24 protein-coding genes are annotated in these 25,482 nt (G+C 71.9%); 16 read left to right on the forward strand and 8 right to left on the reverse strand.

What is annotated here, in order from left to right; translation table 11 throughout:
• Positions 1-133 precede the first annotated feature (133 nt).
• Positions 134-787, forward strand: a complete 654-nt coding sequence (locus BMW88_RS14695) for a Crp/Fnr family transcriptional regulator (protein ID WP_089951255.1) — start codon at positions 134-136, stop codon at positions 785-787.
• Between the two features lie 69 nt (positions 788-856).
• Positions 857-1,177, forward strand: a complete 321-nt coding sequence (locus BMW88_RS14700) for a hypothetical protein (RefSeq protein WP_089951256.1) — start codon at positions 857-859, stop codon at positions 1,175-1,177.
• Between the two features lie 41 nt (positions 1,178-1,218).
• Here the strand turns inward: BMW88_RS14700 and wecB are convergent, their stop codons facing one another.
• The gene (wecB, locus tag BMW88_RS14705; protein ID WP_089951257.1) at positions 1,219-2,349 is read right to left on the reverse strand and encodes a non-hydrolyzing UDP-N-acetylglucosamine 2-epimerase; all 1,131 of its coding nucleotides are present in this window, start codon (positions 2,347-2,349) and stop codon (positions 1,219-1,221) included.
• A gap of 200 nt (positions 2,350-2,549) precedes the next feature.
• On the opposite strand from wecB, the gene BMW88_RS14710 reads away from it, so the two are divergent.
• From BMW88_RS14710 to BMW88_RS14750, 9 genes are read left to right on the forward strand one after another with little or no spacing between them, the layout of a single operon-like run.
• Positions 2,550-3,353 (forward strand): hypothetical protein, encoded by an 804-nt coding sequence (locus BMW88_RS14710; RefSeq protein ID WP_245777784.1) that lies wholly within the window; start codon positions 2,550-2,552, stop codon positions 3,351-3,353.
• Positions 3,350-4,294, forward strand: coding sequence for a polysaccharide deacetylase family protein (locus BMW88_RS14715; RefSeq protein ID WP_089951258.1), 945 nt, complete (start codon positions 3,350-3,352; stop codon positions 4,292-4,294). Before BMW88_RS14710 ends, BMW88_RS14715 begins: the two co-directional genes overlap by 4 nt.
• Positions 4,285-5,460: an O-antigen ligase family protein gene (locus BMW88_RS14720; protein ID WP_089951259.1), complete on the forward strand. Its 1,176-nt coding sequence runs from the start codon at positions 4,285-4,287 to the stop codon at positions 5,458-5,460. The genes BMW88_RS14715 and BMW88_RS14720 overlap by 10 nt, the downstream gene beginning before the upstream one ends.
• Positions 5,442-6,482, forward strand: coding sequence for a glycosyltransferase (locus tag BMW88_RS14725; RefSeq protein ID WP_089951260.1), 1,041 nt, complete (start codon positions 5,442-5,444; stop codon positions 6,480-6,482). The genes BMW88_RS14720 and BMW88_RS14725 overlap by 19 nt, the downstream gene beginning before the upstream one ends.
• On the forward strand, positions 6,479-7,321 hold the full coding sequence (locus BMW88_RS14730; RefSeq protein WP_089951261.1) for a hypothetical protein: 843 nt from the start codon (positions 6,479-6,481) through the stop codon (positions 7,319-7,321). The genes BMW88_RS14725 and BMW88_RS14730 overlap by 4 nt, the downstream gene beginning before the upstream one ends.
• On the forward strand, positions 7,318-8,568 hold the full coding sequence (locus BMW88_RS14735; protein WP_245777785.1) for a glycosyltransferase 87 family protein: 1,251 nt from the start codon (positions 7,318-7,320) through the stop codon (positions 8,566-8,568). The genes BMW88_RS14730 and BMW88_RS14735 overlap by 4 nt, the downstream gene beginning before the upstream one ends.
• The gene (locus BMW88_RS14740; protein ID WP_089951262.1) at positions 8,565-9,965 is read left to right on the forward strand and encodes an oligosaccharide flippase family protein; all 1,401 of its coding nucleotides are present in this window, start codon (positions 8,565-8,567) and stop codon (positions 9,963-9,965) included. The genes BMW88_RS14735 and BMW88_RS14740 overlap by 4 nt, the downstream gene beginning before the upstream one ends.
• The gene (locus BMW88_RS14745) at positions 9,962-11,026 is read left to right on the forward strand and encodes a glycosyltransferase (protein ID WP_089951263.1); all 1,065 of its coding nucleotides are present in this window, start codon (positions 9,962-9,964) and stop codon (positions 11,024-11,026) included. The genes BMW88_RS14740 and BMW88_RS14745 overlap by 4 nt, the downstream gene beginning before the upstream one ends.
• Positions 11,023-12,120 (forward strand): glycosyltransferase family 4 protein, encoded by a 1,098-nt coding sequence (locus BMW88_RS14750; RefSeq protein WP_089951264.1) that lies wholly within the window; start codon positions 11,023-11,025, stop codon positions 12,118-12,120. The genes BMW88_RS14745 and BMW88_RS14750 overlap by 4 nt, the downstream gene beginning before the upstream one ends.
• Here BMW88_RS14750 and BMW88_RS14755 read toward each other — a convergent pair.
• Together BMW88_RS14755 and BMW88_RS14760 are read right to left on the reverse strand one after the other, a co-directional pair.
• A complete protein-coding gene (locus BMW88_RS14755; RefSeq protein ID WP_245777786.1) occupies positions 12,101-13,267 on the reverse strand; it encodes a putative glycoside hydrolase family 15 protein in 1,167 nt (388 codons plus the stop codon). The genes BMW88_RS14750 and BMW88_RS14755 overlap by 20 nt on opposite strands.
• Positions 13,268-13,314: 47 nt before the next feature.
• Positions 13,315-14,757: a sugar transferase gene (locus tag BMW88_RS14760; protein ID WP_089951266.1), complete on the reverse strand. Its 1,443-nt coding sequence runs from the start codon at positions 14,755-14,757 to the stop codon at positions 13,315-13,317.
• Positions 14,758-14,994: 237 nt separating this feature from the next.
• Here BMW88_RS14760 and BMW88_RS14765 point away from each other — a divergent pair, with 237 nt between their 5' ends.
• The 5 genes from BMW88_RS14765 (at position 14,995) to BMW88_RS14785 (ending at position 20,943) form a co-directional block, all read left to right on the forward strand.
• Positions 14,995-15,819, forward strand: coding sequence for a glycosyltransferase (locus tag BMW88_RS14765; protein WP_089951267.1), 825 nt, complete (start codon positions 14,995-14,997; stop codon positions 15,817-15,819).
• Positions 15,819-17,153: an FAD-dependent oxidoreductase gene (locus tag BMW88_RS14770; RefSeq protein ID WP_089951268.1), complete on the forward strand. Its 1,335-nt coding sequence runs from the start codon at positions 15,819-15,821 to the stop codon at positions 17,151-17,153. Before BMW88_RS14765 ends, BMW88_RS14770 begins: the two co-directional genes overlap by 1 nt.
• Entirely contained in the window at positions 17,129-18,085 is a 957-nt protein-coding gene (locus tag BMW88_RS14775; protein WP_089951269.1) for a lysyl oxidase family protein, read from the forward strand. The genes BMW88_RS14770 and BMW88_RS14775 overlap by 25 nt, the downstream gene beginning before the upstream one ends.
• A 507-nt stretch (positions 18,086-18,592) precedes the next feature.
• Positions 18,593-19,570 carry a tryptophan dimethylallyltransferase family protein gene (locus tag BMW88_RS14780; protein ID WP_089951270.1) on the forward strand — a complete coding sequence of 326 codons (978 nt, stop codon included), beginning with the start codon at positions 18,593-18,595 and terminating at the stop codon, positions 19,568-19,570.
• A gap of 14 nt (positions 19,571-19,584) precedes the next feature.
• On the forward strand, positions 19,585-20,943 hold the full coding sequence (locus BMW88_RS14785) for a tryptophanase (RefSeq protein ID WP_089951271.1): 1,359 nt from the start codon (positions 19,585-19,587) through the stop codon (positions 20,941-20,943).
• Between the two features lie 70 nt (positions 20,944-21,013).
• Here the strand turns inward: BMW88_RS14785 and BMW88_RS14790 are convergent, their stop codons facing one another.
• The 5 genes from BMW88_RS14790 to BMW88_RS43995 form a co-directional block, all read right to left on the reverse strand.
• Positions 21,014-21,607 (reverse strand): GTP-binding protein, encoded by a 594-nt coding sequence (locus tag BMW88_RS14790; protein ID WP_089951272.1) that lies wholly within the window; start codon positions 21,605-21,607, stop codon positions 21,014-21,016.
• Positions 21,588-21,968 (reverse strand): DUF742 domain-containing protein, encoded by a 381-nt coding sequence (locus BMW88_RS14795; RefSeq protein WP_089951273.1) that lies wholly within the window; start codon positions 21,966-21,968, stop codon positions 21,588-21,590. The genes BMW88_RS14790 and BMW88_RS14795 overlap by 20 nt, the downstream gene beginning before the upstream one ends.
• Positions 21,965-22,393, reverse strand: coding sequence for a roadblock/LC7 domain-containing protein (locus tag BMW88_RS14800; protein ID WP_089951353.1), 429 nt, complete (start codon positions 22,391-22,393; stop codon positions 21,965-21,967). The genes BMW88_RS14795 and BMW88_RS14800 overlap by 4 nt, the downstream gene beginning before the upstream one ends.
• Positions 22,394-22,437: 44 nt before the next feature.
• On the reverse strand, positions 22,438-24,909 hold the full coding sequence (locus BMW88_RS14805) for a sensor histidine kinase (protein ID WP_089951274.1): 2,472 nt from the start codon (positions 24,907-24,909) through the stop codon (positions 22,438-22,440).
• Positions 24,910-25,273: 364 nt separating this feature from the next.
• Positions 25,274-25,396, reverse strand: a complete 123-nt coding sequence (locus BMW88_RS43995; RefSeq protein ID WP_281249402.1) for a hypothetical protein — start codon at positions 25,394-25,396, stop codon at positions 25,274-25,276.
• Positions 25,397-25,482 lie beyond the last annotated feature (86 nt).

The raw sequence follows: 25,482 nt of genomic DNA on the forward strand, positions 1-25,482 counted from the left end.
CCGTTAGGACCAGAGCGACGCCACCCCGATCATCGGACGACCGCGAACGCCCGTTGCGGAATCCGCGGGGAACATCGGAGATTTAGATCGATCGGGGCAGTCACCGGCGTCCTGGTGCGTGAATCATGGAAGCATGGGGATCGGCCACTCCTTCTGGGGGATGCTCGAACCAGCCGACCGCACGGCGCTGCAGGCCGCGGCGACGCGGGTGGCGTTCGGCCCGGGATCGGTGATCTGCCACCAGGGGGACGAGTCGCGCAACGTGCTGGTGGTCTCGCGCGGGCGGGTGCGGGTGAGCCGGTTCTCCCCCAGCGGTGAGGAGGCGGTGCTCGCGGTCAGGGGGCCCGGCGAGATCATCGGTGAGCTCGCCGCCATCGACGGGCGGTGCCGGTCGGCGACCCTCACCGCCGTGGACCGCGTCGAGGGGGTGATGATCGCCGCGGGTTCGCTGAAGAGGTTGTGCACGGCGCATCCCGGGATCGCGTGGGCGATGTTGCGCGTCGTGGTGGCACGTCAACGGGACGCGAGCCAGCAGCAGGACCTCAGGACCGGGCCGTCGTTGCACCGCGTGGGCGCGGTGCTGCTCGACCTCGCGCACCGCGGGGCGAACGACATGATCACGACGGTGCCGCTGAGCCAGCGCGAGCTCGCGGGCATCGCGGGGATCTCGCGGGAGACCCTCGCCAGGGCGCTGAAGACGTTGCGGGACGCGGAGATCATCGCGACGAGCCGCACCAGCATCGAGATTCTGCGCGAGGACGAATTGCGTTCGCTGTGTGGCATCTGACGCAGACGTTGTGCCGTGGTGGCGCTTTCCTTGGTGCACAGGTCGCCGAGCACCCACCCAGGAGCCGTCATGAAGCGCCGCCAGCCGCCGGAAACCAGCTCTCGCAAGCAGTTGCGGCGGGCCCGCCGCAGGCACGCGGAGCGGGTGGTGTTCGCCGTCGTGTTCACCGCCGCCGAGCTGTGGGCGATCGCGGCCACCGTGGCGCTGCTCGAGGACGACGGCGTGCTGGCCATCGCCGTCTCCGTCGTGTTGTCGGCGGCGCTCATCGCCGTGTGGGACACCTGGCAGTCCGTGCTCGCGTCGGGGCGGGCACTGCGCTCACCGCTGCCGGAGCCGCGTCCCGCCGAGGGGGTCGAGCCGGAGCACCGGGTGGAGCTGGTGCGGGGCTGATCCCGGTGTGGCCGCGGCGAAGGGGGGCGCGGCCACACCACCTACGCCGGCCGGAGGCCGGCCAGGACGGGTTCGCCGACCGGCTCGAGCATCGCGCGCACGGCCGACGCGATGAGCGCCGACGGCGAGCCCGTCCCGTAGGGCGACGGGATCTCCCGCAACGCGGCCCGGTGCCCGCGGACGTCGTCGAGCCACGGCCGCACCGCGACGCCCAGCAGCGGGCCGGGAGGGACCAGGGTGCCGAACGTGCCCTCGATCTCCGGCCGCTCGGTGCTGCGCCGCACGACCACCACTGGCCTCTTCAGCACGCTGACCTCCTCCTGGATCCCGCCGGAGTCCGACACGATCACCGCGGCACCGTGCGCGAGGGCCAGGAACGTCCGGTAGGGCTGCGGCTCGATCACCCGCAGCCCGGGCAGCAGCCCGTCGAGGCCGAACGCGCTGACGCGGTGCGCGGTCCGCGGGTGCAGCGGCAGCACCACCGGCAGCGGCAGGTCGCCGAGCTCGCGCAGGATCGTCTCGAGGTTCCCGGCGTCGTCGACGTTCTCCGGCCGGTGGATCGTGGCCAGCGCGTAGCGGTCGCGGGTCAGCCCCCACGCCGACAGCGCCGCGCTCTCCTCGTCCGGTGACGGCAACGCGTGCGCCAGCGCCTCGACGACGGTGTTGCCGGTGACGGCGATCCGGCTGTCCGCCACGCCCTCGGCCAGGAGGTTGTGGCGGTTCAACGGGGTCGGCGCGCAGCACAGGTCGGCGAGGTGGTCGATGAGCACCCGGTTGTGCTCCTCCGGCATCGCGCGGTCGTAGCTGCGCAGGCCCGCCTCGACGTGCACCAGCGGGAGGTCGCAGGCGTTGGCCGCCAACGCTCCCGCGAGCGCCGACGTCGTGTCGCCCTGCACCACCACGGCCGCCGGGCGTTCGGCGGCCAGCACCTCGTCGACGGCCGCGACCGCGCGGCCGAGCTGGTCGCCCCGGCGCAGGCCGCCCAGGCGCAGCTCGTGGAAACCGCCCGGTTCCGGCACTTCCCGGCGGATGAGCGAGTACATCGAGCGGTCGTAGTGCTGACCGGTGTAGATCATGGTGCACGCGCTGCCGAAGTGGTCCACCAGCGGCGCGAGCTTGATCAGTTCGGGCCTCGTGCCGCAGACGATCGTCACGGTGTTCGTTTCGCGCACGGCGGCAAGCTACTTCATCGATCTTGACGTTTCCGGGCCGATCCCGCGCACGTTCACTCGAAAGCGTTGCCTGGCATATCGCTCGAAAGTGTTGCGGCAGAGGTGTGTCGTAGTGTGCGCGCTCATCTGAGGTGCGCGCCGACGCGTGTTTCGCCGAACCCAACGGAGAGTCCCGCTTGTCCGGTCATCTGGCGCTTGCTGTGTCCACTGTGCTGTACGGGCTGGGGATAGTCGCGCAGACCGTCGCCGCGCGCAGGGCCGACGACCGCCCCGGCGCAGGCGTGGGGCTGCTCGCGCGCCTGGCGTCGGACCGGTTGTACCTGCTCGGTTTCGCCGGCCAGGCCGGCGGTTTCGGGTTCGCCTTCCTCTCCCGCGAGCACCTGCCGCTCTACCTGGTGCAGGCCGGGTCCTCGTGCGCGGTCGGGCTGGCGACGGTGATCGGCGTGGTGCTGCTCGGCTGGCGGATCCGGCGCGTCGAGGTCGCGGTGCTGGCGGTCATGGCGTGCGGGCTGCTGCTGCTCACGGGCGCGGCGGCGCCGTCCTCGGCCCGCGAGCTCCCCCTGCTGCCGAGCCTGGCCGTGCTGGGTCTGCTGACCCTGGCGGTGCTCCCGCTGGCGCGCGCGCTCAAGTCCGCGACGCCGGTGCTGGCCGGCGTCGCCTTCGCGGTGGTCGCGGTGGCCGCGCGCACGGTGGCGGGAAAACCGCTGCCGGAGCTGGTGTCGCACCCGCTGACCTGGCTGATGGTGATCGCCGCGTTCGCCGGTCAGGCGTGCCTGGCGGCGTCCCTGCAACGCGGGTCGGCCACGTCCGCGGTGGCGTCGATGGACGCGACCACGGTGGTGATCAGCTCGGTCGCCGGGCTCGCGGTGATGGGCGACCGGATCGCGCCGGGCCGCGAGTGGTGGGTGGTGCTGGGGATCCTGCTCGTGGTGGGCGGCGTGCTGGTGCTCGGCGCCACCGCCGCGCCGGCCCGGCGGCTCGTCCCCGCCGGAGGTGAGCGGTGAAGCCGGTCGCCAGCGTCTCGCTGGACCTCGACAACCTCTGGGCCTACCTCAGGACGCACGGCGACCCCGGGTGGGAGCACCTGCCGAGCTTCCTGCCGTCCGCGGTGCCGAGGCTGCTCGACGTCTTCGGCGAACAAGGCCTGACCACCACGGTCTTCGTCGTCGGGGCGGACGCCGAGCGCGACGACGGCGCCGCGGCGGTCGCGGCGATCACCGCCGCCGGGCACGAGGTGGCCAACCACTCCTTCTGGCACCGGCCCTGGCTGCACCGGTACCCGGAGGCGGAGCTCGAAGCCGAGGTGGCGCGCGCGGAAGAGGCGATCACGGCCGCCGGCGCACCGCGCCCCACCGGGTTCCGCGGTCCCGGCTACAGCGTCACGCCCGGACTGCTCGACGTCCTCACCCGGCGCGGATACCGCTACGACGCCAGCGTTCTGCCCACGTGGATCGGCCCGCTCGCCCGCGCCTACCACAACCGGACCGCGGGCTCGACCGACGGCGGGGCCGACCTGTTCGGCGGCTTCGGCAGGGTCAGGGGCCCCAACGACGCCTACCGCTGGCGCGACAACGGCCTGGTCGAGCTGCCGGTGACGACGATGCCGCTGCTGCGGGTGCCCATCCACGGCGCCTACCTCCTGCAGCTGCACCAGCTCTCACCACGGCTCGCCCGCGGCTACTTCCGCACGGCGTTGCGGTTGTGCCGCGCCCGCGCCGTTTCCCCGTCGGTCCTGCTGCACCCGACCGACGTGCTCACCGCCGCCGAGGCACCGGGCATGGAGTTCTTCCCCGGCATGGCCGTGCCGGGCCGGGAGAAGGTCGCGCTGCTGGGCTGGGTGCTGTCGTCGCTGCGCGAGCACTTCGACGTCGTCGGCACCGGCGAGCACGTCACCCGCGTCGCGGCGACCGGGTTGCGCGAACGGGATCCGGTCACATGTGGCTGACGGCCGCGCTGCGCGTCCTGGCCTGCGCCGCGGTGGGGCTGGCCCCGCTGGAGGGCTACCTGCTGCAACTGCACGGCCAGTTGGCGAAAGTCGTGCCTGCGGCGCTGATCGCCGCCTGGGTGGTCTCGCTCGTGCGGCACCGCAGACTGCCCGCGCCGCACCCGCTGCACCTCCTGATCGCGCTGCTGGCGGTGGTCCTGCTCGCCACGTCCGCAGTGCACTCCGCCGAGCCGTTCACCCTCGAGTACCTGGTGCGGTGGGTGCCGTTCCTGGTGATCACGGTCGTCCTCGCCGACGTCGCCGCGCGCGAGGTCCCGGTCTGGGCCCTGCTCGCCTGCGCGGTCGGTGGCGCCGTGCTGGCGGCGACCGGCGGGCTGCTCAGCGTCCTCGGCGGGCAGCCGCGCGCGACCGGGCCGCTGGAGGATCCCAACGACCTGGCGTTCTTCCTCGTGGCGGCGCTGCCGCTGCTGGTCGCGCTGCCGGTGGGGGGCCGGTCGCGGATGCTGTTGTTGTTGCCCGGCGCCGTCCTGGTGGCCGGTGCGGCGGCGACGTTCTCCCGCGGTGGTGGCATCGCGCTGGCCTGCGCGCTGGTGTGGCTGGTCGCCCGGCGCGGCATCCCGGTCCGGGCGGTGGTGGTCACCGCCGCGGTGACCGGGGTGGCGGCGCTGGTGTTCGCCCAGGCCGCTCAGGCGGAGCTCGCGCGGGCGGTGCAGGAGAAGAGCCACATCGCGGGCACCAACGCCGACACCAGGGTGCTGCGCTGGCAGGCGGCCGCGCGGATGCTGGCCGACGACCCGCTGCTCGGGGTCGGGCCCGGCGGCTTCCGCCAGGGCTACGCCGCGGCCTCGCGCAACGCGGAGGTCGACGAGCAGACCCCGGTGGCGCACAACCTGTTCCTCGAAGTGGCCGCGGAGCTCGGGGTGACCGGCTTCGCGGTGCTCATCGGCCTGGTCGCGCTCGGGTTCGTCGCGGGTGAACGGGCCGTGCGCCGCGGCGGCGACCGGCGCGAGCCGGTGGCCGTCCAGGCCGCGCTGATCGCCGTGCTGGTCGCGTCGGTCTTCCTGTCCGAGCAGTACTACCTGCCCCTGTGGTCGCTCGTCGCCGTCGCCGTCGCGATCGAGCAGCGAGCCCTGAAGGAGAGTGGCCGATGCGCGTCCTCCACGTGATCAGCGAGATGGGCTCCGGTGGCGCGGAGGCGCTCGTCGCCGGCATGGCGAGGGCGGGCGGTGACGTCGGCTGGGAGTCCGCGGTGGCCAGCGGGGGCGGTTTCCGCGCCGAGGCGTTGCGGCGGGACGGGGTGCCCGTGTTCGACGTGCCGCCGGCCCGCAGGTCGCCGGCCGGCGTGCTGCGCGCGGCGTGGGCGACGCGGAGGGCCGTGCGCCGGTTCCGGCCCGATGTCGTGCTGGCGCACAACGTCTCCGCCAGCCTGGTCGCGAGGATCGCGGCGCCGCGGCGGCCGCTGGTGACGGTGTTCCACGGCGTCGCCGCGGCCGACGTGCCCGGTGCCGTCCGGGTCCTGCGCCGGGTCTCGGACACCGTCGTCGCCGTGGCGGCCGCCGCGCGGGAGCGGTTGCACGACACCGGTCTCACCTCGGTGGTCGTGATCCCCAACGCGGTCTTCCCCGAACCCGCCCGCACCGACCGCGCGACCGTGCGGGCGGCGCTCGGCACGCCGCCCCACGTGCCGGTCGCGCTGTGCCCGGCCCGGCTCGAACCGCAGAAGCGCCACGACGTGCTGCTCGACGCCTGGGGCCTGGTCCCCGGCGAGGCCGAGCTGTGGCTCGCGGGTGACGGCAGCCAGCGCGCCGCGCTGGAGGAACGCGCCCGCGGGCTCTCCGGCGTGCGGTTCCTGGGTACCCGCACCGACGTGCGCGACCTGCTGGAGGCCGCGGACGTCACGGTGCTGACCAGCGACTGGGAGGGCATGCCGATCGCGCTGCTCGAGTCGCTGGCCGCGCACCGCCCGGTGGTCGCGTCCGATGTGGACGGTGTACGCGAGGTCCTGGCGGGTGGTGGCGGGGTGCTGGTGCCGCGCCGCAGCCCCGGGCAGACCGCCAAGGCGCTGCGCGGCTTGCTGAGCTCCCCCACCGCGCGTTCGGTCGCCGCGTCCCGTGACGACGGACCGGGCGCGCACGCGTTGATGAAGTCCTACGACGAGCTGCTTCGTACCGTCCTGGAGGGACGATGAGGGTTCCCAGAGCTGTGCTGGAGGGGGTGCTGGCCGCGGTGGTGGCCGGTGCGCTCGTGCTGCTGGCGGTCGCCTGGCGCGACGGCGAGAGCGAGGGCAGGATCGCCCTGCTGGCCACACCGTCCACACCGGACAGCACCCAGTTCGGCGAGGTGACCTCGCTCGCCGCCCCCGCGGTGGTGCAGCTGGTGCGCAGCCCGTCGGTGCTGGACGCGGCGGCGAAGGCGGCGGGCACGTCGCCGGAGCGCATGGCCGGTGCCATCGCGGTCGAGCTGGTGCCGGCGTCCGGCGTCGCGCGGCTCACCGTGCGCGCGGACTCGGCCGAGCACGCGGCCACGGCGGTGACCGCCGTGGCCAAGGCCGTGATCGAGGCCGACCTGCTCGCGCCCGCCGCGCGGTTCCGGCTGGTCGACGACCGTCCCGAGACCGCGACGGTGACGCCGGACTGGCGGCTCGCCACCGGGCTCGCGCTGGTCGCGGCGGTGATCGCCGGAGTGGCCGTCGCGGCGCTGCGGCAGTTGCGCGGCAACGTCGCCGGACCCGCGCTCGCGGGCATCGGGCACCCGGTCGTCGTCGCGCACGACGGCGATCCCGGGCTCACCGAGCGGCTCACGGCGTTGTGCCTCGCGGCGGCACGCCCGGTGCGGGTGCTGCCGATCAGCCCGTCGCTCGCCGAACGGGCGGAGGAGCTCGCGCGGGCACTGCCGGACAAGGCTTCCGAGCCGGGGGACGGCACGGCGGTGATCGCGGTCGCCGAGAACCACCGGCGCACCGACCTCGCCACCGCTCTCGCGGTGCTGCCCACCTCGTCCGTGGTCGTGGCGGTGGTGCTGGCGTGATCACCACGACGAACCGGGCCGGTCTGGCCAGGGCGGTCCTCGTCGCGCTGGTGGCGCTCGCCGGAGCGGCCAGCGCCTTCCGCGCGTTGCGGCCGTCGTGGGAGGTGCCGTTGCCGACCGAGGAGAACCTGCCGGAGGAACGCATGCAGGACTTCCGCGACGCGCTGTACTTCCCGATCCGCGAGTTCCTGGGCGGCGGCAACCCGTACGACCCCGCCGTGATGTTCGCGCACTGGCCCGTGCGGCAGAACTTCAACCTCTACCAGCCCTACCACCTGGTGCTGCACCTGCCGTTCGCGCTGCCGGACTACCGGGTGGGCGCCGTCGCGTTCGCGCTGGCCTGCCTGGTGCTGCTGGTGGTCCTCTCGGTGATGGCCGCCGGCCGGGCACGCCTGCCGCTGGTCGCGGGCACCGTCGTGATCGGCACCCTGCTGGTGACGAGCCAGGTCGGCAAGGCGCAGATGTACATCGGCCAGGTCAACCCGCTGGTCGCGGTCAGCGTGGCCGGGGCGCTGGTGCTGCGGGAGTCGAACCCGAGGTGGGCGAGCGCGGCGCTCGCCCTCGCCTGGCTCAAGCCCCAGTTCGGGCTGCCGCTGGCCCTGCTGCTGTTCGTGCGCGGGAACCGGCGGGTCGCGCTCACGGGCACCGCCATCGCCGCCGCGGCGAGCCTGCCGGTGGCCGCGCTGCTCGTCGTGCGCGGCGGTGGGATCGGCGAGTTCGTGGCGGTGATCTCGCGCAACCTGGAGTGGGCCGCCGCCACGGGGTACGGCGCGGTCGACTCGATGACGGCCCAGCGCATCGACCTCCCGGCGGTCTTCTTCCGCACCACCGGATGGCTCCCTCCCGCGGCGGAACTGCTGGCGCTGTGCGGTGTTCTCGCCGTGACCGCGCTGCTGGCCCGCAGGCTGGACCGGCACGAGGGCGGCTCGGAGGTCGCGGACGTGGTGAGCTGCCTCGGCATCGTCGTCGCGCTCGTGCACCAGCCCGGCGACGTGCTGATCGCGGTTCCCGCCCTCGTCGCCCTGGCCGTCCTGTGCTGGCGGCGCCGGGCGGAGGCCCACTGGCGGTGGGCCGGATGCGCGGTCCTGCTGCTCGCGGTTCCGTTCGCCCACCTGCACTTCGTCGACACGGCCGTGAGAAGCCTCTTCGGGGCACGGGCGAGCGTCACCCTCGACGGACTGGCGGTCGTCGCGGCCTGGCTGGTGCTGGTGGTGTTCGCGGTGCGGCACACCCGGCGCGCCACATGACAGACGTGGCGGTGCGGGGGTCGCTGTGGCTCTTCGCGGTCAACCTGGTGAGCAAGAGCAGCCAGGTCGTGGTGACCCTCGCGCTCGCGGTGTTCCTCACCGAAGCCGACCTCGGCGCGGTGGCCCTGGTCGTGTCGGTGGTCAACATCGGCCAGGTCGTCCAGGCGATGGGCGTCTACGACGTCGTCAGCCGCACCGCTCTCGACCCGGCGCGCACGGCGGGCACGGTGCTCACGATGAGCGTCACGGCCGGTGCGGTGCTCGCCGTCGTGGTGATCGCCGCCGCGCACCCGATCGCCACCGCCCTCGGCGCCCCCGAGGCCGCCGGGATGCTGCGGCTCGCGGCGCTCACCCTGCCGTTCACGGCGGCGGGCGGCGTGCAGATGGCGTTGATGCACCGCGACCTCGACTTCCGGCGCCGGATGCTGCCCGACGCCGGCGGCATGCTGCTCGGGGCCGTGGTGACCGTGGCGCTGGCCGCGCGGGGCACCGGTCCCTCGGCGCTGGTGGCCGGTCTGCTGTGCACGGCGGTGGCGCAACCGGTGCTGGCGGCCGTCGCCGGGGCGCGGATCCGCCCGGCCTGGGACCGCACCGCAGCGGCGGAGGCCTCGTCCTGGATCGCCGTCGTCGGGCCGGGCGCCCTCATCGCCGTGCTGCTGATCAACGTCGACTACCTCGCGATCGGGCACGTGCTCGGCCCCGAGGCCGTCGGCGGCTACTCGCTCGCGTTCCGGATCGCCTGGGTGCCGTACATCGTGGTCGCGGTCGTGCTCGGCGGAGTGCTCTTCCCGATCTGCGCCGAGCTGGTCCGGAGTGGACGGACGGACCGGCTGCCCGCGACCCTGCACCGGTTCACCGTCGCGACCCTCGTGGTCACCGGTGGCCTGTACGTCGTCGTCGCCCTGCTGGCGGACGGTGTCGTAGTGCTCGGCGAGCAGTGGGCGCGCGCGGCGCCGGTCCTGGTCCTGCTGTGCGGCTACGGGTTCGGGCTGGGCCTGCTGCACGTCTGGTACCAGGTGATCAGGGCGGCCGGGCACGCCCGGCAGTACCTCGCCCTCGAAACCGTGCACCTCGTGGCGCTGCTGACGGCGCTGGTGTTCACCACCGAGCAGGGCGTGGTGGCGGTCGCGATCACCCAGGTGGCCGTGGTGTGGCTGCTCGTCCCGCTGACGTGGCTGGTGCTGGCCCGCAACGGTCTCGCGTTCCCCCTGCCGGTCCGCGCGCTCGCCGCGGTGGCCGCCGGCGGGCTCCTCTGCCTCGGGCTGAGCACCGTGCTGCCCGGGAGCACCGGTGTGGCCGGCCTCATCGCCACCGGATCGGCGCTGGCCGCCGCCTACTGCGCGGTCGCCCTGCCGCCGACCCGCACCGTCCTCATCGGACTCAAGGAGCGCGCGTGAAGGTCGTGCACGTGACCCAGCCGGTCGAGGCCGGGGTCGCCGCCGTGGTGCTGGACCTGGCCCGCGCGCAGCGGCGGCGCGGCTGGGACGTCACCATCGCCTGCCCGCCGGGCCGGCTCGCCGACGAGGCGGGGGCTGCCGGAATCCCCGTGCGGTCCTGGCTGGCGACGCGCTCCCCCGGCCCCCGCACCGCCCTGGAGCTGCTGGCGCTGCGGAAGATCGTGCGCGCGCTCCAGCCGGACGTCGTGCACCTGCACAGCTCCAAGGCCGGCCTGGGCAGGCTGGTGCTGCGCGGCCGCACGCCCACGCTCTTCCAGCCGCACCTGTGGTCGTTCCGCGTCGCCGGCGGCCTGCTGAGCCGCGCCTGCCGGGTCTGGGAGTCGCTGGCCTCGCGCTGGACCCACCTGCTCCTCTGCGTCAGCGACGACGAGCTGGCGGTCGGCCGCGCGGCGGGTGTGACCGCGCCGGCCGGGGTCGTCTGCAACGGCGTCGACACGCGACGCCTGCGCCCGCGCCCCAAGGAGGACGAGACGCCCACAGCGGTGTGCGTCGGCCGGGTGGCCCACCAGAAGGGCCAGGACCTGCTGCTGCGGGCCTGGCCACTGGTGCTCGCCGCGGTGCCGGACGCGCGGCTGGTGATCGTCGGCGACGGCCCGATGGCCGCGGCGCTGCGAGCCACCGGCCACCCCGCGGTGCACTGGCACGGGCACAGCGACGCCGTCGACACCTTCTACGCCGAAGCGGACGTCGTGGTCCTGCCCTCCCGAGCCGAGGGCATGGCCCTGGTGCCGCTGGAGGCGATGGCCTGCGGACGTCCGGTCGTCGCTTTCGACGTCGAGGGCGTCCGGCAGAGCCTCGGCGACGCGGGCGAGGTCGTGCCCGCGGGCGATGTGAGCGCTCTCGCGCACGCGGTCGCCCTCCGGCTCGCGGACCCGGAGCTCGCCGCCGCCGAGGGCAAGCGCGGCCGGGTGCGCGCCGAAACCCTGTTCGACCGCGACCGCATGACGGACCAGGTCCTGTCGCTCACCGCGAAGCTGGTCCCCGAGGGAGGACGACGATGACACGGATCGCCTACCTGCTCACCCAGGACAGCGGTGGCCCGGTGGACGTCACCGTCCGCCTCGCCGCGGCGCTGGCCAAGTCCGGCAGCGCCGACGTGCGCGTCTTCGGCCCGCGCCCCCGGCGGGGCGCCGAGCTGGTCGACCCGTTCTTCGAGGAGATCCTCGTGCCGCGCAAGGGAGACGTGCGCGCGGCCCGCCAGGCCCGCGCCGCGCTCAGGTCGTGGCGGCCGGACGTGGTGCACGCGCAGGACAGGAGGTCCGGCCTGGTGAGCGCGGGACTGGCGACCACGGGGACCAGGATCGTGCACACCTACCACGGGGTGCCCGACGACGTGGAGGAGCCGTGGTTCCGCGGGGTGCGGGGCGCGATGGCGCCGCCCGCGTACACGCGGGCCGTGCTCGCCGCCGACGCCGCCGTGGCCAGGGTCGTGCACCGGACCGTGGTACCCGCCAGGGAGATGGGGCAGTTCCTGCGCGACCGCCTGTACGTGCCCCCGCACCGCATGACCCACATCGACAACTGCGTCGACGTCGGTGCCGCGGACCCGCCCGCCGGTCCCGTGCGCAGCCTCGTGTTCGTGGGCCTGCTCGTGGAGCGCAAGGGCCTGCTGACCCTGCTCGACGCGCTCGAGACCACGATGCCGCCGGACGCGACGCTCACGGTGGTCGGCGACGGTCCTCAGAGGACACAGGCAGAGGGAAGGGCCGCCCGCCGTGGCCTCTCGGCCAGGGTGAGGTTCCTCGGGTTCCGCTCGGACGTCCCCGAACTGCTGCTCGACCACGACGCCCTGGTCCTGCCGTCCACGATGGAGCAGCAGCCCCTCGTGGTCGCGGAGGCCATGGCGGCGGGCAAACCGGTGGTCGCGACGGACACCGGCGGCGTGGCGGACATGCTGGGCGTTCCCGGCTCCGACTGCCCGCGCCCCGGTGACGTGGCCTCGCTCGCCGCACGGCTGCGCGACCTGTTCGCCGATCCTGACCCCGGCAGCACCGGCCGGAGGCTCGCGACCCGTGCGCGGGAGCGGTTCACCGCCGAGGTGTGCGCCCGGCGGCATCTCGACCTCTACCGCGCGCTCACGGTTTCGGAGCGTTGACCAGCACGACCGCGTCGGCGGCGGGCAGGTCGAGCTGGGCGGGGACCGGATCGCCGCGCAGGGTCGCGAGACCCGCGGGCGGCGTCAGCAACACGGAGGTCTTCGTCGGGTTCACGGCCACCCAGCCGTTGCTGTAGCGGCGGTGCCAGACACCGCTCGGCAGGCGGGTGGCCGCCTCGACCGCCTCGCCGAGCCGCGCGTCCTGGTACAGCGACCAGTACGGGTTCTTGTAGTCGGGGTTGGCCCTCGTCCAGCACGTGCGGGGGCTCGCGAGGAGCGCGGCGGACGCGTACCCGACCCGTTCCTCCTGCTCGGACTTCGTGTGCGTGATCAGCAGCAGCCAGGACTCCCCCAGCGCGGCCTGGGCCCGCTGCTCCTTGAACTGGTTGCCCTGGAACGTGATCAGCTCGCCGGCGCCGTCGTCGCCGCGCAGGCCGAAGTTCTCCTCCATCGCGCCCGAGTAGCGCGAGTGCGCCGCCCAGCGGCCCGGTGTCAGCTGCGACTCCGACACGTTGGGCACCAGCATCTTCCCCGCCTTCTCCAGGGCGTCACCGGTGAGCGCGAGCATGCCGTCGAGGCCTTCGCGCAGCAACCGGTCCGTGCCGGCGGTGTCGGCGGTGCCCGCGATCACCGCGGGCGAGTAGTACTTCAGCGAGCTGAAGTCGTTGTCCGCCAGCACCCCGTCCCAGCCCTCGCGGAGCACCTCGCCGACGACCGCGTCCGACCACGCCTTCTGGTAGGCCGGGTCCCACACCGCCATCTGCCAGTGCTTCGGGTAGCCCTTCCACTCGATGCGCTTGCCGCCGGTGTCCTTCGCGAACCACTCCGGGTGCTGCCTCTCCGCGGCGAAGTACCCGATGCCGGTGGGCAGGTACTTGGCGTCCCGCATCCCCTCGACCGCGCCGGCGTAGTTGCGGGTGCTGGAGAAGTCCTTGTAGACGAGGACCTTCACCTTGGGGTTCAGCTCGTGGAGCTTGCGCATGGCCGCCGTCTCCCACGCGTTGAGCACGACCACGTCGTAGTGCCGGGCGGCGGACTTGATCTCCCACTGCGACGGCGAGTCGCCGATGCCGTACCACCAGGCGCACGGCGCCAGCGGTTTCGGCACCGGCGCGGTGACGACCGGTTCGGTGGCCTGGCTGACCACACATGCACTCGAAAGAAGTACGAGAGCGACAGCGGCGAATCTACTCGTCAGCGATTTCTGCGACAACACAACTCACCCGCTGTCATCAGTAGAATCCTCAGGTCGAGCCACAACGACCAATTCGCGATGTAGTAGTTGTCGTATCGAGACCTGTCGGCGATCGAGGTGTCACCGCGCAACCCGTGGACCTGAGCCAAACCGGTCAGGCCCGTCGGAACGCGGTGCCGAGCCCAATATAGCTCGTGAATTGCCGAGAACTCGCGAACGAAACCCGGCCGTTCGGGTCGCGGCCCGACGACGCACATGTCGCCGCGCAGGACGTTCCACAGCTGCGGCAGCTCGTCGAGCGAGGTGCGCCGCAGGAACCGGCCGACCGGCCCGACCCTGGCGTCGCCCACCACCGACCACCTGACCTGGGAGTCGTCCTCACCGGTCTGGCGGACGCTGCGGATCTTGTAGAGGACGAACGTGCGGTCGTCCATGCCGACGCGGACCTGCCGGAAGAAGATCGGCCGGCCGCTCTCGACGAGCACGGCGAGCGCGCACAGGCCGATGACCGGCGCCAGCACGACCAGGGCGACCGCCGCGAGCACCAGGTCGGCCGCGCGCTTGATCCACCAGGTCGGTCTGCTGGTCGGCGCGGTGCCCAGGTGCATCAGCGGGTAGCTGCGCAGCCGTTCGACGCCTGGCCCGTCGGGGTGCAGCTCGTACATCCGCGGCACGACCAGCGTCGAGCAGCCCAGCCGGTGCGCCGTGATCGCCGCGTCCACCAGCGGGGAGTCGCGGGTGTGCGAGAACGCGAGCACCACGGTGCCCGCCCGCAGCCGCACGATCGCGTCGGCCAGGTCGCCGTCGACGACCTCCAGCACGGGCGAGTGCCGGTCGGGATCGGGGCCGGAGTCGGCGAACGCGACGGGCCGCAGGCCGAACTCGGGGTGCTCCAGCATCGTCCTGGCGAGGTTCACGCCGACCTCGCCCGCGCCGACGATGATCGTGCGGTCGCACCGGTCGAAGCGCCGGCGGCACCACCGGCCGAACGCGAACACGCACCACCTGACCGGCTCGATGACCAGCGCGAACGCGATCAGCACCCACTGCGCCGCGGCCAGCTCCGCCGCCGGCGTGCCGCTCACCAGGCCGAGCGCGCAGACCAGCGCGAACGCCAGCGCGGTGCTCGCCGCCGACCGGGGCAGGTCCTGCAGCCACGACAGCCACAGCCTCCTGCGGTACAGCCGCGAGGAGCCCCTGATCGTGAGCACGGCCGCCGCGACCGCGGCGCTCCAGCCCCAGCCGAGGCCGCGGTGCAGGCACACCGCCGAGAGCACCGCGCCGTCGGCGAGCACGAGCAGCACCGCCACCGCGTTCACCCGGCTGAGCAGGTCGCGGCGGCCGCCGGGCTGCCCCGGTCCGCGCGGCCGCTGGTGCGCGCGGCCGGTCTCAGGCGCCGGGAGTGGTGCGGCTGGGTCGGCAACGGCCGAGAATCGCCTCATTGGAGATCATCCGATCGAAGGAGTGTTGACCGCGAAACTGCACGAAAGAGTGAATGCGCTGCGATAAATCATCTCTTCGGGTATCAATTTCCCTCTTCAGTGTCCCGGCTGAACGCGGTTGGTGAGATTCCGACGTGCTTCCCGCCCCGAACACGCCCAGGGTCGGCTCAAAAGCTTTATCACGTCGTGTCAATAATTCACGCCACAACCGCGAGCCACCGAAGAGGGGGCGTTCCAGTGAGAGTCGACGACCACGGGATCCGGCATTCCGCCGACGAGTCCGCCGCGACCGCGCAGGACGCGATCCGCGCCTGCGGCGACGTGCACGTCGTCCTACCCGCCTACAACGAGGCCGCCGCGCTCCCGCGGTTGCTGCGGCGCATCGCCGACGCCGACCTCGCCGACCGGATCACGGTGTGGGTGGTCGACGACGGCTCGTCCGACGGCACCGGCGACTGCGTGGCGGGTGTGCGCGGCCTCGACGTCCGCCTGGTGCGCCACCCGGAGAACCTCGGCCTGGGCCAAGCCGTCCAAACGGGACTGCGCGCGGTCCTCGCCGAGGCCTCGCCCGACGACGTGGCGATCGTCATGGACGCCGACGACACGCACGACCCCGGCGTGTTCCCCGCGCTGCTGGAGCAGATCGCGGCCGGCGCGGACGTCGTGATCTGCTCCCGGTTCGTCGAGGGCGGCGACGACTCGACCGCGCCGCGCTGGCGCCGGTTGCTCTCCCGCGGCGCGGCCGTCGTGTTCGGCCGGGTGCTGCGGGTGGCCGGTGTCCAGGACTTCACCAGCGGCTTCCGCGCCTACCGGGTGAGCCTGCTGCGCCGCGCCGCCGCGCACTGGGGCGAGCGGCTCGTCGAGGAACGCGGTTTCGCGTGCATGGTGGAGCTGCTGATGAAGCTGCGGCACTGCGCGCCGGTCGTGCGCGAGGTCCCGCTGCGGCTGCGCTACGACCGCAAGCCCGGCCCGAGCAAGCTCAGGCTCGGCCGCACGCTGGCGCAGTACCTGCTGCTGCTCATGCGCGACCGGCTCGCGCCCGTACCGTTCAGGAAGCTCTGATGCCCCCTCGCGTCGTCGTCATCGGCGGGGGCGTCTGCGGCCTCGCCACCGCCCACCGGCTCGTGCGCGAGGGTCTCGCGGTGACGCTGCTGGAGGCGAGCGACCAGCTCGGCGGCCTCGGCACGTTCTTCTCGTCGCGCGACCGCTGGGTGGAGCGCTTCTACCACTGCGTGATGCCGACGGACGCGGCCCTGCTCGCGCTGCTGGACGAGGTGGGCCTGAAGGAGAGCGTCGGCTGGCGGCCCACCAGGATGGGCATGGTCGTCGACGGCGAGCACCACTCGTTCAACTCCGCGCTGGACCTGCTGCGGTTCCGGCCGCTGCGCCTCGCCGACCGGGTGCGGTTCGGCGTGGTCTCGTTGCTGCTGCGCAGGCTCGGCGAGGGCAAGGACCTCGACGGGGTGCGCACCGAGGACTGGCTGCGCGGCCTGTACGGCGACGCGACGTGGAGCACGCTGCTCGCGCCGATGTTCGGCGCCAAGTTCGGCTCGGCCTTCGGCGACGTGCCCGCGCTGTACCTCTGGCAGCGCCTGGGCCGCGAGCGCAACGACTCGGTCCGCGGCTACCCGGCCGGCGGCTACAAGAGCGTGATCGACGCCCTCCGCGCGTCCATCGAGGCTGGCGGCGGCGAGATCCGCACGTCGGCTCCCGTCCGGCGGGTCGAGACCTCGCTCGACCGGGTGCTCGTCACGGTGGCCGGCGGCGACACGATCGAGGCCGACCACGCGGTCTCCACCGTCCCGCTGCCCGCGTTGCGCGGCATCGCGGACGAGGACCTGGCGCGGCGGCTGCCCGACGTGCGGCTGCGCTACCAGGGCGTGGTCAACACGCTGTTCTTCCTCCGCAAGCCGTTGTCCGGGCACTACTGGGCGCCGGTGCTGCGGTCGGGGACCGACTTCGACGGCATCGTCGAGATGTCCGCGCTCACCGGCACCGAGCCCTACGACGGCCGGCACCTCGTGTACGTCATGCGCTACACCGACCGCGAGTCCGCGCTCTACCGCGAGGACGAGGCCGTCATCTCGCGGCGCTGGACCGAGCAGCTACTGAACCTCCACAAAGGACTTACCATGGAGGACGTCGACGAGGTGCGCACGTTCAAGGCACCGTTCGTCGAACCGGTCTACCCGCTCGGTTACCTGTCGCGGCGCCCGGCCGTCGAAGTACCCGGCACCCGGCTGCTCCTCGCCACGACGGCCCACGTCTACCCGAACGTCACCAGCTGGAACTCGAGCGTCGAGCTCGCCGGGTCCGTGACGGACCTGCTCCTGCGCGACGCGAGGAGATCCCCGACTCAGGAGAACACCGCATGGTCAGCAGATTCGGCGCGGTGATCGCGGCACTCACGATCACCGCCACCGGCCTCGTTTCCTCGCAACACGTCCAGGCCGACCCGGCACCCCTGCTGCCGGACCTGCGGCAGGCGCCCATCGGCTGTCCGGGAGGGTTCCCCGGCAACCCCAACATGTGCCGCGACTGGGACGTCTGCCTCGTGGAGGACGCCGCCGCACCGCAGGGCAGCTGCCTGCAGCGCGCGGGACAGGCCGGCGCGGTCCGTCTCCGGTTCACCACCTCGATCGACAACGTCGGCGACGGCCCGCTGCTGCTGCACGCGCACCGCGACAGCACCGGCGTTCCCACCATGAAGGTCCGCCAGGCGGTCCAGTCCGGTGTGGACGGATCGATCGCCCGCTCGTTCACCGAGGCCCGGCGCGAGACGACGGCCAGCGCCTACTACGAGCCCGCCGCGACGCACGAGCACTGGCACCTGCTCAACTTCGAGTACTTCCAGCTCCGCACGCCCGACGGCGACGTGGTCGTGACGGACCGCAAGAACGGCTTCTGCATCGGCGACCGCTACGAGGTCTTCGACGACCTCCCCCGGCGTCCCTCCGACCCGCAGAGCCCCGAGGGGAAGCTGGCGGCCCAGTTGGACGGCCACATGTGCGAGCACCACAACCCGTCCGCCTTGGACGTCATGTTCGGCATCTCCGTCGGCTCCGGCGACGACTACAAGTACAAGGTCGACTTCCAGTGGCTCGACCTCACGCGCGTGAAGTCCGGTGTCTACGACGTCGTCAACGTCGTGAACTCCGACCGCGTGCTGCTGGAGAAGAACTACGACAACAACGTGTCGTCGATGGCGATCTCCGTGCAGTGGCCGCAGGGCGCGGCGAACCCGCCGGCGGTGATCGAGGACGCTCCCAAGGTGCGGATGATGCGCAACTGCCCCGGCAAAGTCCGGTGCGCGCGGCCCACCGGCTGAGAGGGTCCGAAAGACACCGTAAACGGGGGTGCTCGCGTGGCGAGCACCCCCGTATTCGTACCGAGGCAAACAGATACCGGAACAACCGGGCCGAAATCGGGCATCTATCATAAGTGCCACTCGGCGTGCAATCCTCACTCTGCGAAACCGTTAACAGCGATACATAGCACACGTGCGGCGCTGCACACAATTCCACCGGACATCAGGCAGAACGGCACAAGTCAATAGGCCAAGTAGTGCAATTCTGATCACAGTGCAGAGTGTCATACGCAACCCCTCTGGACCTTGACCTGCCCATGTAGCGGCTTGAGAGAATTCACGGTGCGATTCCACTCCGTCAGGGATTGCGAGTCCGACCTGATTCCCCCGGCCGATCAGGAGTGCCCCGTCTTGAGCGCGCCAGCCGTCTCATTGCGCGATTTTGCCCTTGGTCAACTGCAGAACCTGCTGCGTGCTGTCGGTTTGGCGAACTCCACGGAAAGCGCCACGAAGTTGCTGGGAGAGGCAATGGGCCCCGGTGGCCGCCGCCCTCTCTCCGCGGTTGCGGACTGGCCGTCTTCCGTCGCCGACGACCACACTCCCGTGGAATTCTCCGTAGCTTTGGCTCAAAACGAACCGCCGGCCGTGCGCATGATCGTCGAATCGCTCGCCGAACAGCCGGGGCGCCGGGAGAACCTCGACGCCGCACTCGGGGTCCTCGACCGGCTGAGCTCGCGGCACCGGCTGCACCTCGGGCGGTTCGACCGCGTGCGCGACCTGTTCCTGCCCGCCGATCCGCAGGGGACGTTCGCGTTCTGGTACTCGCTGATCGTCGGGCCCTACGCGGCACCGGCGATCAAGGTCTACCTCAACCCCGACGTGCGCGGGCCGGAGAACGGCACGGCCCTCGTCACCGAGGCGCTGACCCGGCTCGGTCTGAGCGCGGCGCTCCCGGCGGTGCGCGAGCACGCGCTGCGGCGCGAGGGCCTGGACAGGTTCTCGTTCTTCGCGCTCGACCTCATGGACGAGCACCGGGCGCGGGTGAAGACCTACGTGTCCCACGACGACTCCGTGGTGGCCGACGTGGTCGAGGCCGCCTCGGCGACCCCCGACGTCGACCTGGAGCTCCTGGCGGATGTCGTGGCACTGGCCTGCGGTGGCACGGGGCCGTTCACCCGGCGTCCGCTGATGTCGAGCTACACCTTCATGTCCGGCGACACCGACCGGCCGAGCGGCTACTCCCTCTACGTCCCCGTGCGGGACTACGTGCAGGACGACCTGGAGGCGTGCGAACGCGTTCTGGCGATCATGGCGAGGTGCGGGCTGGACACGGCCCCGTTCGTCATGGCGCTCGCGAGCATCGTCCGGCGGCCGCTGGGCGAGGGCGTCGGGCTGATCGCCCACGTGTCACTGCGTCTGGGCCGGCCGCGGCCCGGAGTGACGGTTTACCTGTCGTCCGAGGCTTACGACGTGACACCGCCTCGGACCGAAGCAATGTCAGTCTAGAAAGGCAGCAGGGCGTGGAGCCGTACCGCATCAAGGTCGTCGAGCCGATTCCCATCACCACGCGGGAGCACCGCGAACGCGTGTACGCCGCCGGTGGGTACAACCAGTTCAACCTCACCGCCGAGGACGTGACGATCGACCTGCTGAGCGACTCCGGCACCGGCGCGCTGTCGGCGGAGCAGCAGGCCGCGGGCATGCGCGGCGACGAGACCTACGCGGGTGCCCGGTCGTGGTTCCGGTTCCGCGAGGTGGTCGAGGAGCTGACCGGCTTCGCGCACATCTTCCCGGTGCACCAGGGCCGTGCCGCGGAGCGGATCCTGTTCAGCACGCTGCTGAAGCCCGGTCAGCTCTCGGTCAGCAACACGCACTTCGACACGACCCGCGCGAACGTGGAGCTCGCCGGCGGCGTCGTGCGGGACCTGCCGTGCCGGGAGGCCGCGGACCTCGACAGCGACGCGCCGTTCAAGGGCGACATCGACCTCGTCGCGCTCGAGGCGGTGCTGACCGGGCCGGAGGACGTCGGCCAGGTGCTCATGACCATCACCAACAACGGTGGTGGCGGCCAGCCCGTGTCGATGGCGAACCTCGAAGCCACGAGTGCGTTGTGCCGCAAGCACGGCGTGCCGTTCATCCTCGACGCGGCCCGGTTCGCCGAGAACGCGTGGCTCGTGACCCAGCGGGAGGAGAAGTACCTCGGCCACAGCCCGCGCGAGGTCGCGAAGCTCGCGTTCCGGCTGGCCGACGGTTGTGTGGCGAGCCTGAAGAAGGACGGCATCGTCCACATCGGAGGGATGCTGGCGCTCACCGACCCGGAGCTCGCCAAGCGCTGCGAGCTCCTGCTGATGGCCACCGAGGGGTTCCGCACCTACGGCGGACTCTCCGGCCGCGACCTCGACATGTGTGCGCAGGGCCTGATCGAGGTCACCGACCCGCTGTACCTGCGGGAGCGGGCCGAGTCGACCGCGTACCTCGCCGAGTGCGCGCGACAGGCCGGTGTGGACAGCGTGCGCCCGGCGGGCATCCACGCCGTGTACCTCAACGCGGGCCGGTTCTTCCCGCACATCCCGCCGCACCGCTTCACCGGCCACGCGCTCGCCTCCGAGCTGTACCTGGCGGGCGGGATCCGGTGTGCCGAACTGGGTTCGCTCTACCTCGGCGAGATCGACGAGTCGGGCGAGCTCGTCACGCCGGCGCCGTTCGAGCTGGTGCGCCTCGCGATCCCACGCCGCGTCTACACCCGCAGCCACCTGGAGTACGTGGCCGAGACGCTCGCGGGGATCGCCAAGAACCCCGAGCGGGTACCGGGTTACCGCCTGGTCGAGGCACCGGCGATGCTGCGCCCGTTCCGGTGCCGCCTGGAGCAGGTCCGCTAGCCACCACACGGCACCGCCCCCACATCCCCGGGAGGGTGTGGGGGCGGTGCCGTGACGCTCGCCGAGCCGGTCAGGCCATGACGTCGAGCCGGTTCATCGCGTGCTCGATCACGCGAACCAGGACCGACTTGCAGGACTCGCGGTCGCGGGCGTCGCACAGCACGAGCGGCACCGCGTCCGCGACGTCCAGGGCCTGGCGCATCTCGTCCGCCGTGTAGGTGTGACCGTCGTCGAAGCAGTTGACGGCCACCACGAACGGGATGCCCCTGCGCTCGAAGAAGTCGATCGCGCCGAAGCCCGCGTCGAGCCTGCGGGTGTCCACGAGGACGACCGCGCCAATCGAGCCGTACGCCAGCTCGTCCCACATGAACCAGAAGCGGTCCTGGCCGGGCGTGCCGAACAGGTACAGCACCAGCTCGGGGTTGATCGTGATGCGCCCGAAGTCCAGGGCGACCGTGGTCGTGTTCTTGCCCTCGACACCGGCGAGGTCGTCGATCTCCTCGCCCGCCTCGGTGAGCAGCTCCTCGGTCCGCAGCGGCGTGATCTCGCTGACCGCGCCGACCATCGTGGTCTTGCCGACGCCGAAACCGCCGGCGACGACGATCTTGACCGAGGAGGGGACGAGCAGTTCTTCGCGCCGCCCCTCAGATTGCACGGACACCATCGAGCACCTTCTGGAGTAGGTTCAGGTCCATCGGGACCGCCATCCGCGACGGGTCGCGGGTGATGACGTCGCCGCGCTGGATCAGGTCGCTGAGCAACACCTTCACGACGACGAGCGGCGCGTTCAGGTAGGCGGCGACCTCCGCGACGGAAAGCGGCTTCCGGCAGAGCTTGATGATCTCGAGGTGCTCCACCAGCAGCGACCCCTGGTCGGACGACGTGCGGATCGCCCTCACCTGGGTCGTGAGGGTCAGCTCGTCACCCGCGGGCTTCGGTCTGGTGCGCCCGCTCACCATCGCGTAGGGGCGGACCAGGGGGCCCGCCGCCTCGTCGTACCACCAGTCCGGTGAGTGCTGGCTCATGACAACCCGAGCGGGTTCGGCAGCCGCGGTGAAGCGAGTGTTCGCGGCGCGGAGGACAGGTAGGCACCCACCCTCTTCACGAGCATGTTCATCTCGTAGGCGATCATGCCCATGTCCGCGTCCTCGTCGCCGACGACGGCGAGGCAGGCGCCCTGCCCGGCCGCGGTGACGAACAGGTGGGCGCGTTCCATCTCCACGATCGTCTGCCGGACCTGACCGCCGCCGAAGTGCCGTCCGGTGCCCCGAGCGAGGCTCTGGAACGCGGACGCCATCGCCGACAGGTGGTCGGAGTCGTCCTTGGACAGCTCGGGAGAGCGGGCGAGCAGCAGCCCGTCCGCGGAGAGCACCACAGCGTGCCGGGCACCGACCACTCTCGCGACGAGGTCCTCGAGCAGCCAGTTGAGCTCGGGGTGCCCGCCGGTCATGTCGTCCACGGAAGTAGCCCTTTCAGTGTTAGGTCGTCCCGTCATCACGGTTCCACGACGTCGTCCGCCTGGCGGGCGTTGCGCGTGCCCCGCTGGAAGGCGGACATGCCGTCGCGCGTTCGTTCTGCCCGTTCCTCGGCGTTGAAGTCGACGAAGTCGGGCATCGGCCGGAGGTCGTCGTTGGCCAACTGGGGCACGAGGTGCTGCTGCCGCCTCCGGCGCGGCAGCTCCGGCCTGGTGTCCTGACGCGTCTCAGCACCTTCCGCGGGGTCGTCGGTCGGCCACGCGCCGCCCTGGTGGTCGTCTCGCGGCAGCTCTATGTGCCCGCTGCTGCTGTCGAGGTCTTTTCCCGGGTCGGACGCCAGGTCGTTGCCCGCTCCCGCCCCCGCCCAGAACTCGTCGAGCTGGAAGGACTCCGTCGGCCGCGCGTCCTGCGTCAGCTCTCCCCGCAACGGCGAGGAGGTCTGCTGCGGCGAGGAGGTCTGCTGCGGCGGGGAAGCCTGCTGCGGCAGGGACGCCTGCTGCAGCGTCTGCTGCCGGAACGTCGGCTTCGGCAGCTGCGCGGAGTCCACCGGCTCAGCCGCGCCCGCCTCGCCGACGATCAGCTCGGACGGGACGAGCACCAGCGCGATCGTCCCGCCGGACGGGCAGTCGCGCAGCTCGACGTGGATGTTGCGGCGGGCGGCCAGCCGGGCGACGACGAACAGGCCGAGGCGCGACTCGCCGCGCAGCCTCATCGCCTCGAAGTCGGGCGGCGCGGCCAGCATCTCGTTGTGCTGCTCGCGGTCCTCGGGCTTGATGCCGAGACCGTGGTCCTCGATCTCGATGACGAGGCCCTGCGGCACCTCGCTGCTGTGCACCTCGACCTGCGAGCGCGGCGAGGAGAACGAGGTCGCGTTGTCGACCAGCTCGGCGATCAGGTGGATCGTGTCCGCGACGGCGGCGCCGACCAGCGCCACCTCGGGCACCGGGTTCACCTTCACGCGGGCGTACTGCTCGGTCTCGGCGACGGCGGCGCGCACGACGTCGAGCATGCGCACGGGCTTGCGCCACTGCCGGCCCGGCTGCTCACCGGTGAGGATGATCAGGTTCTCGGCGTTGCGGCGCGCGCGGGTGGCGAGGTGGTCGAGCTGGAAGAACGCGTCCAGGTGGTCGGGGTTCTCCTCCTCGCGCTCCAGCTTGTCGAGGATCTTGAGCTGGCGGTGCACGAGGCCCTGGTTGCGGCGGGCGATGTCGAGGAAGACCCGGTTCACGCCCTCGCGCGTCTGGCTCTCCTTCACGGCCGCGGCCACGGCGGTGTACTGCGCGGCGTTGAACGCGTCGGCCACCTGACCGATCTCGTCGTTGCCGTAGTCGAGCGCCGGGACCTCGGTGGCCACGTCGACGTGCTTGCCGTCGCGCAGCCGCTCGACGATGCTCGGCAGCCGTTCGTGGGCGAGCTTGAGCGAGTCGCTCTTCAGGTTCGCCAGGCGGACGATCAACGCCTTGTTGACGAGGCTGCGGGAGACGCGCACCGCGACGAAGATTCCGATGATCACCGCGACCAGTGCGATCAGGCTGCCGATCAGCACCTGGGTGAACTTGCTCTCGCCGTTGGACATGGCGAGGTTGACGGCGCCGTCGGACTGCTCCTGCACGAGCGTGGTGAGCTCGGTGGACACCGCGCGGCTGGCGTTCTCCCAGTCGGCCAGGGTGACGGACTGGCCGATGGGCCGCTCCGCGTTCTGCACCAGGCGGTTCTCGAGGTTCGTCAGCTGCTGCCACTGCGGGCTGCTGACGAGCTGCTTGTAGTGCTCGCGCGCCTTCGGCACCGCGTAGGGCTCGATGGCGGTCAGCGAGGCCCGGTACGCGCCGACGAGGTGGACGAACTCGCGGTGCTCCTCGGGGCTGAACCTGCCCGCGGCCAGCGCGGCGGCGGCGAGCGAGCCGGACCGCGACATCGCGTCGACGGCCTGGAAGGACTGGGGGGCGAGCACCGCGGAGGTCACGGTCTCGGCGTCCGGCACGATGCGGGCCTGCGTCATGAACAGCGCGGCACCGGCGTCGAGCACGCTGTTGTAGTAGCGGTAGACCTCGTCCTTGGACGCGGCGCCCGACTCGAGCCGCTCCCGCACCTCGGGCAGCTGGTCCAGCAGCCCGTTGAGCTTGCCGATCCCGTCGGCGACCTCCTGGGGCGCCTGGGAGGCGAGCGCGGTGAACGCCGCCTTCATCTGGACGAGGTCAGCGTCCGTCTCCTGCTGCTGCTTGAGCAACGCGGTCGTGCCGGAGCCAGGACGGCTCAGGCTCGTCATGCTCAGCTCGCGTTCCTTCTGCAGCGAGGCGAACGACTGAACAGCCGGGATCGACGCGTCCCGCACGCCGGAGGCGACCAGCTGGAGGTACAGCCCCTCGAACACCGTGTAGGACGAGAACAGCGCCCACATCAGCAGGAGGACGATGCTGGGAACCACCACGACACCAGTGAGCCGGGAACGAATTGTCTTGTAATTCGTCTCCGGCACGTTCTTCAGCTTCACAACGCTCCACGACCACCCGAATTGGCGACGGAAAGATAGCACCGCGCGATCAACATGATCAACAGCGATGATCTTGAGGGGGTGTGAGCAGAGTACTCAGTCCGATGCTCTGCGCAACACCCCCGATCCTACTTTCAGCCCAACCGGGCACGGCACGGCCGGGGTGCTTGACGGCATCGACGCAGGCAGGAGCGTTGCCAATGATCAAAACGACCAGAAGCACGGGTCCGAACCGGGCAATGGCGCCCGGCGGCGGAAAGCTGGACAGCGTGCAACCATTCGTCGCTATCCGTTACCGGCAGTTTTCCAATTGCGCACGACTCTCGACGACCCGCGGCGACCGTGCTAATGCGCTCTCCGGTCATTACTCGGCCGCCATCAGCCGGCCGGCCGGCTCTCCCGCGGCGATCACCGCACCAATTCCGCTGGTCATCGCCATCACGACGATCGGGGCCACCGCCACGGCGGTGCGGAGTGGCCGGTTCACGCCGGCCACGAGCCGTCGCCTTCCCGTCCCGCCCGCGGCACCGGCGGAACCGGGCAGGCGCCCGTGCCCGATCGGGCACGGGCGCC

The organism is Lentzea xinjiangensis, from assembly GCF_900110955.1.
In the GTDB taxonomy this organism is placed as follows: Bacteria; Actinomycetota; Actinomycetes; order Mycobacteriales; family Pseudonocardiaceae; genus Lentzea; species Lentzea xinjiangensis.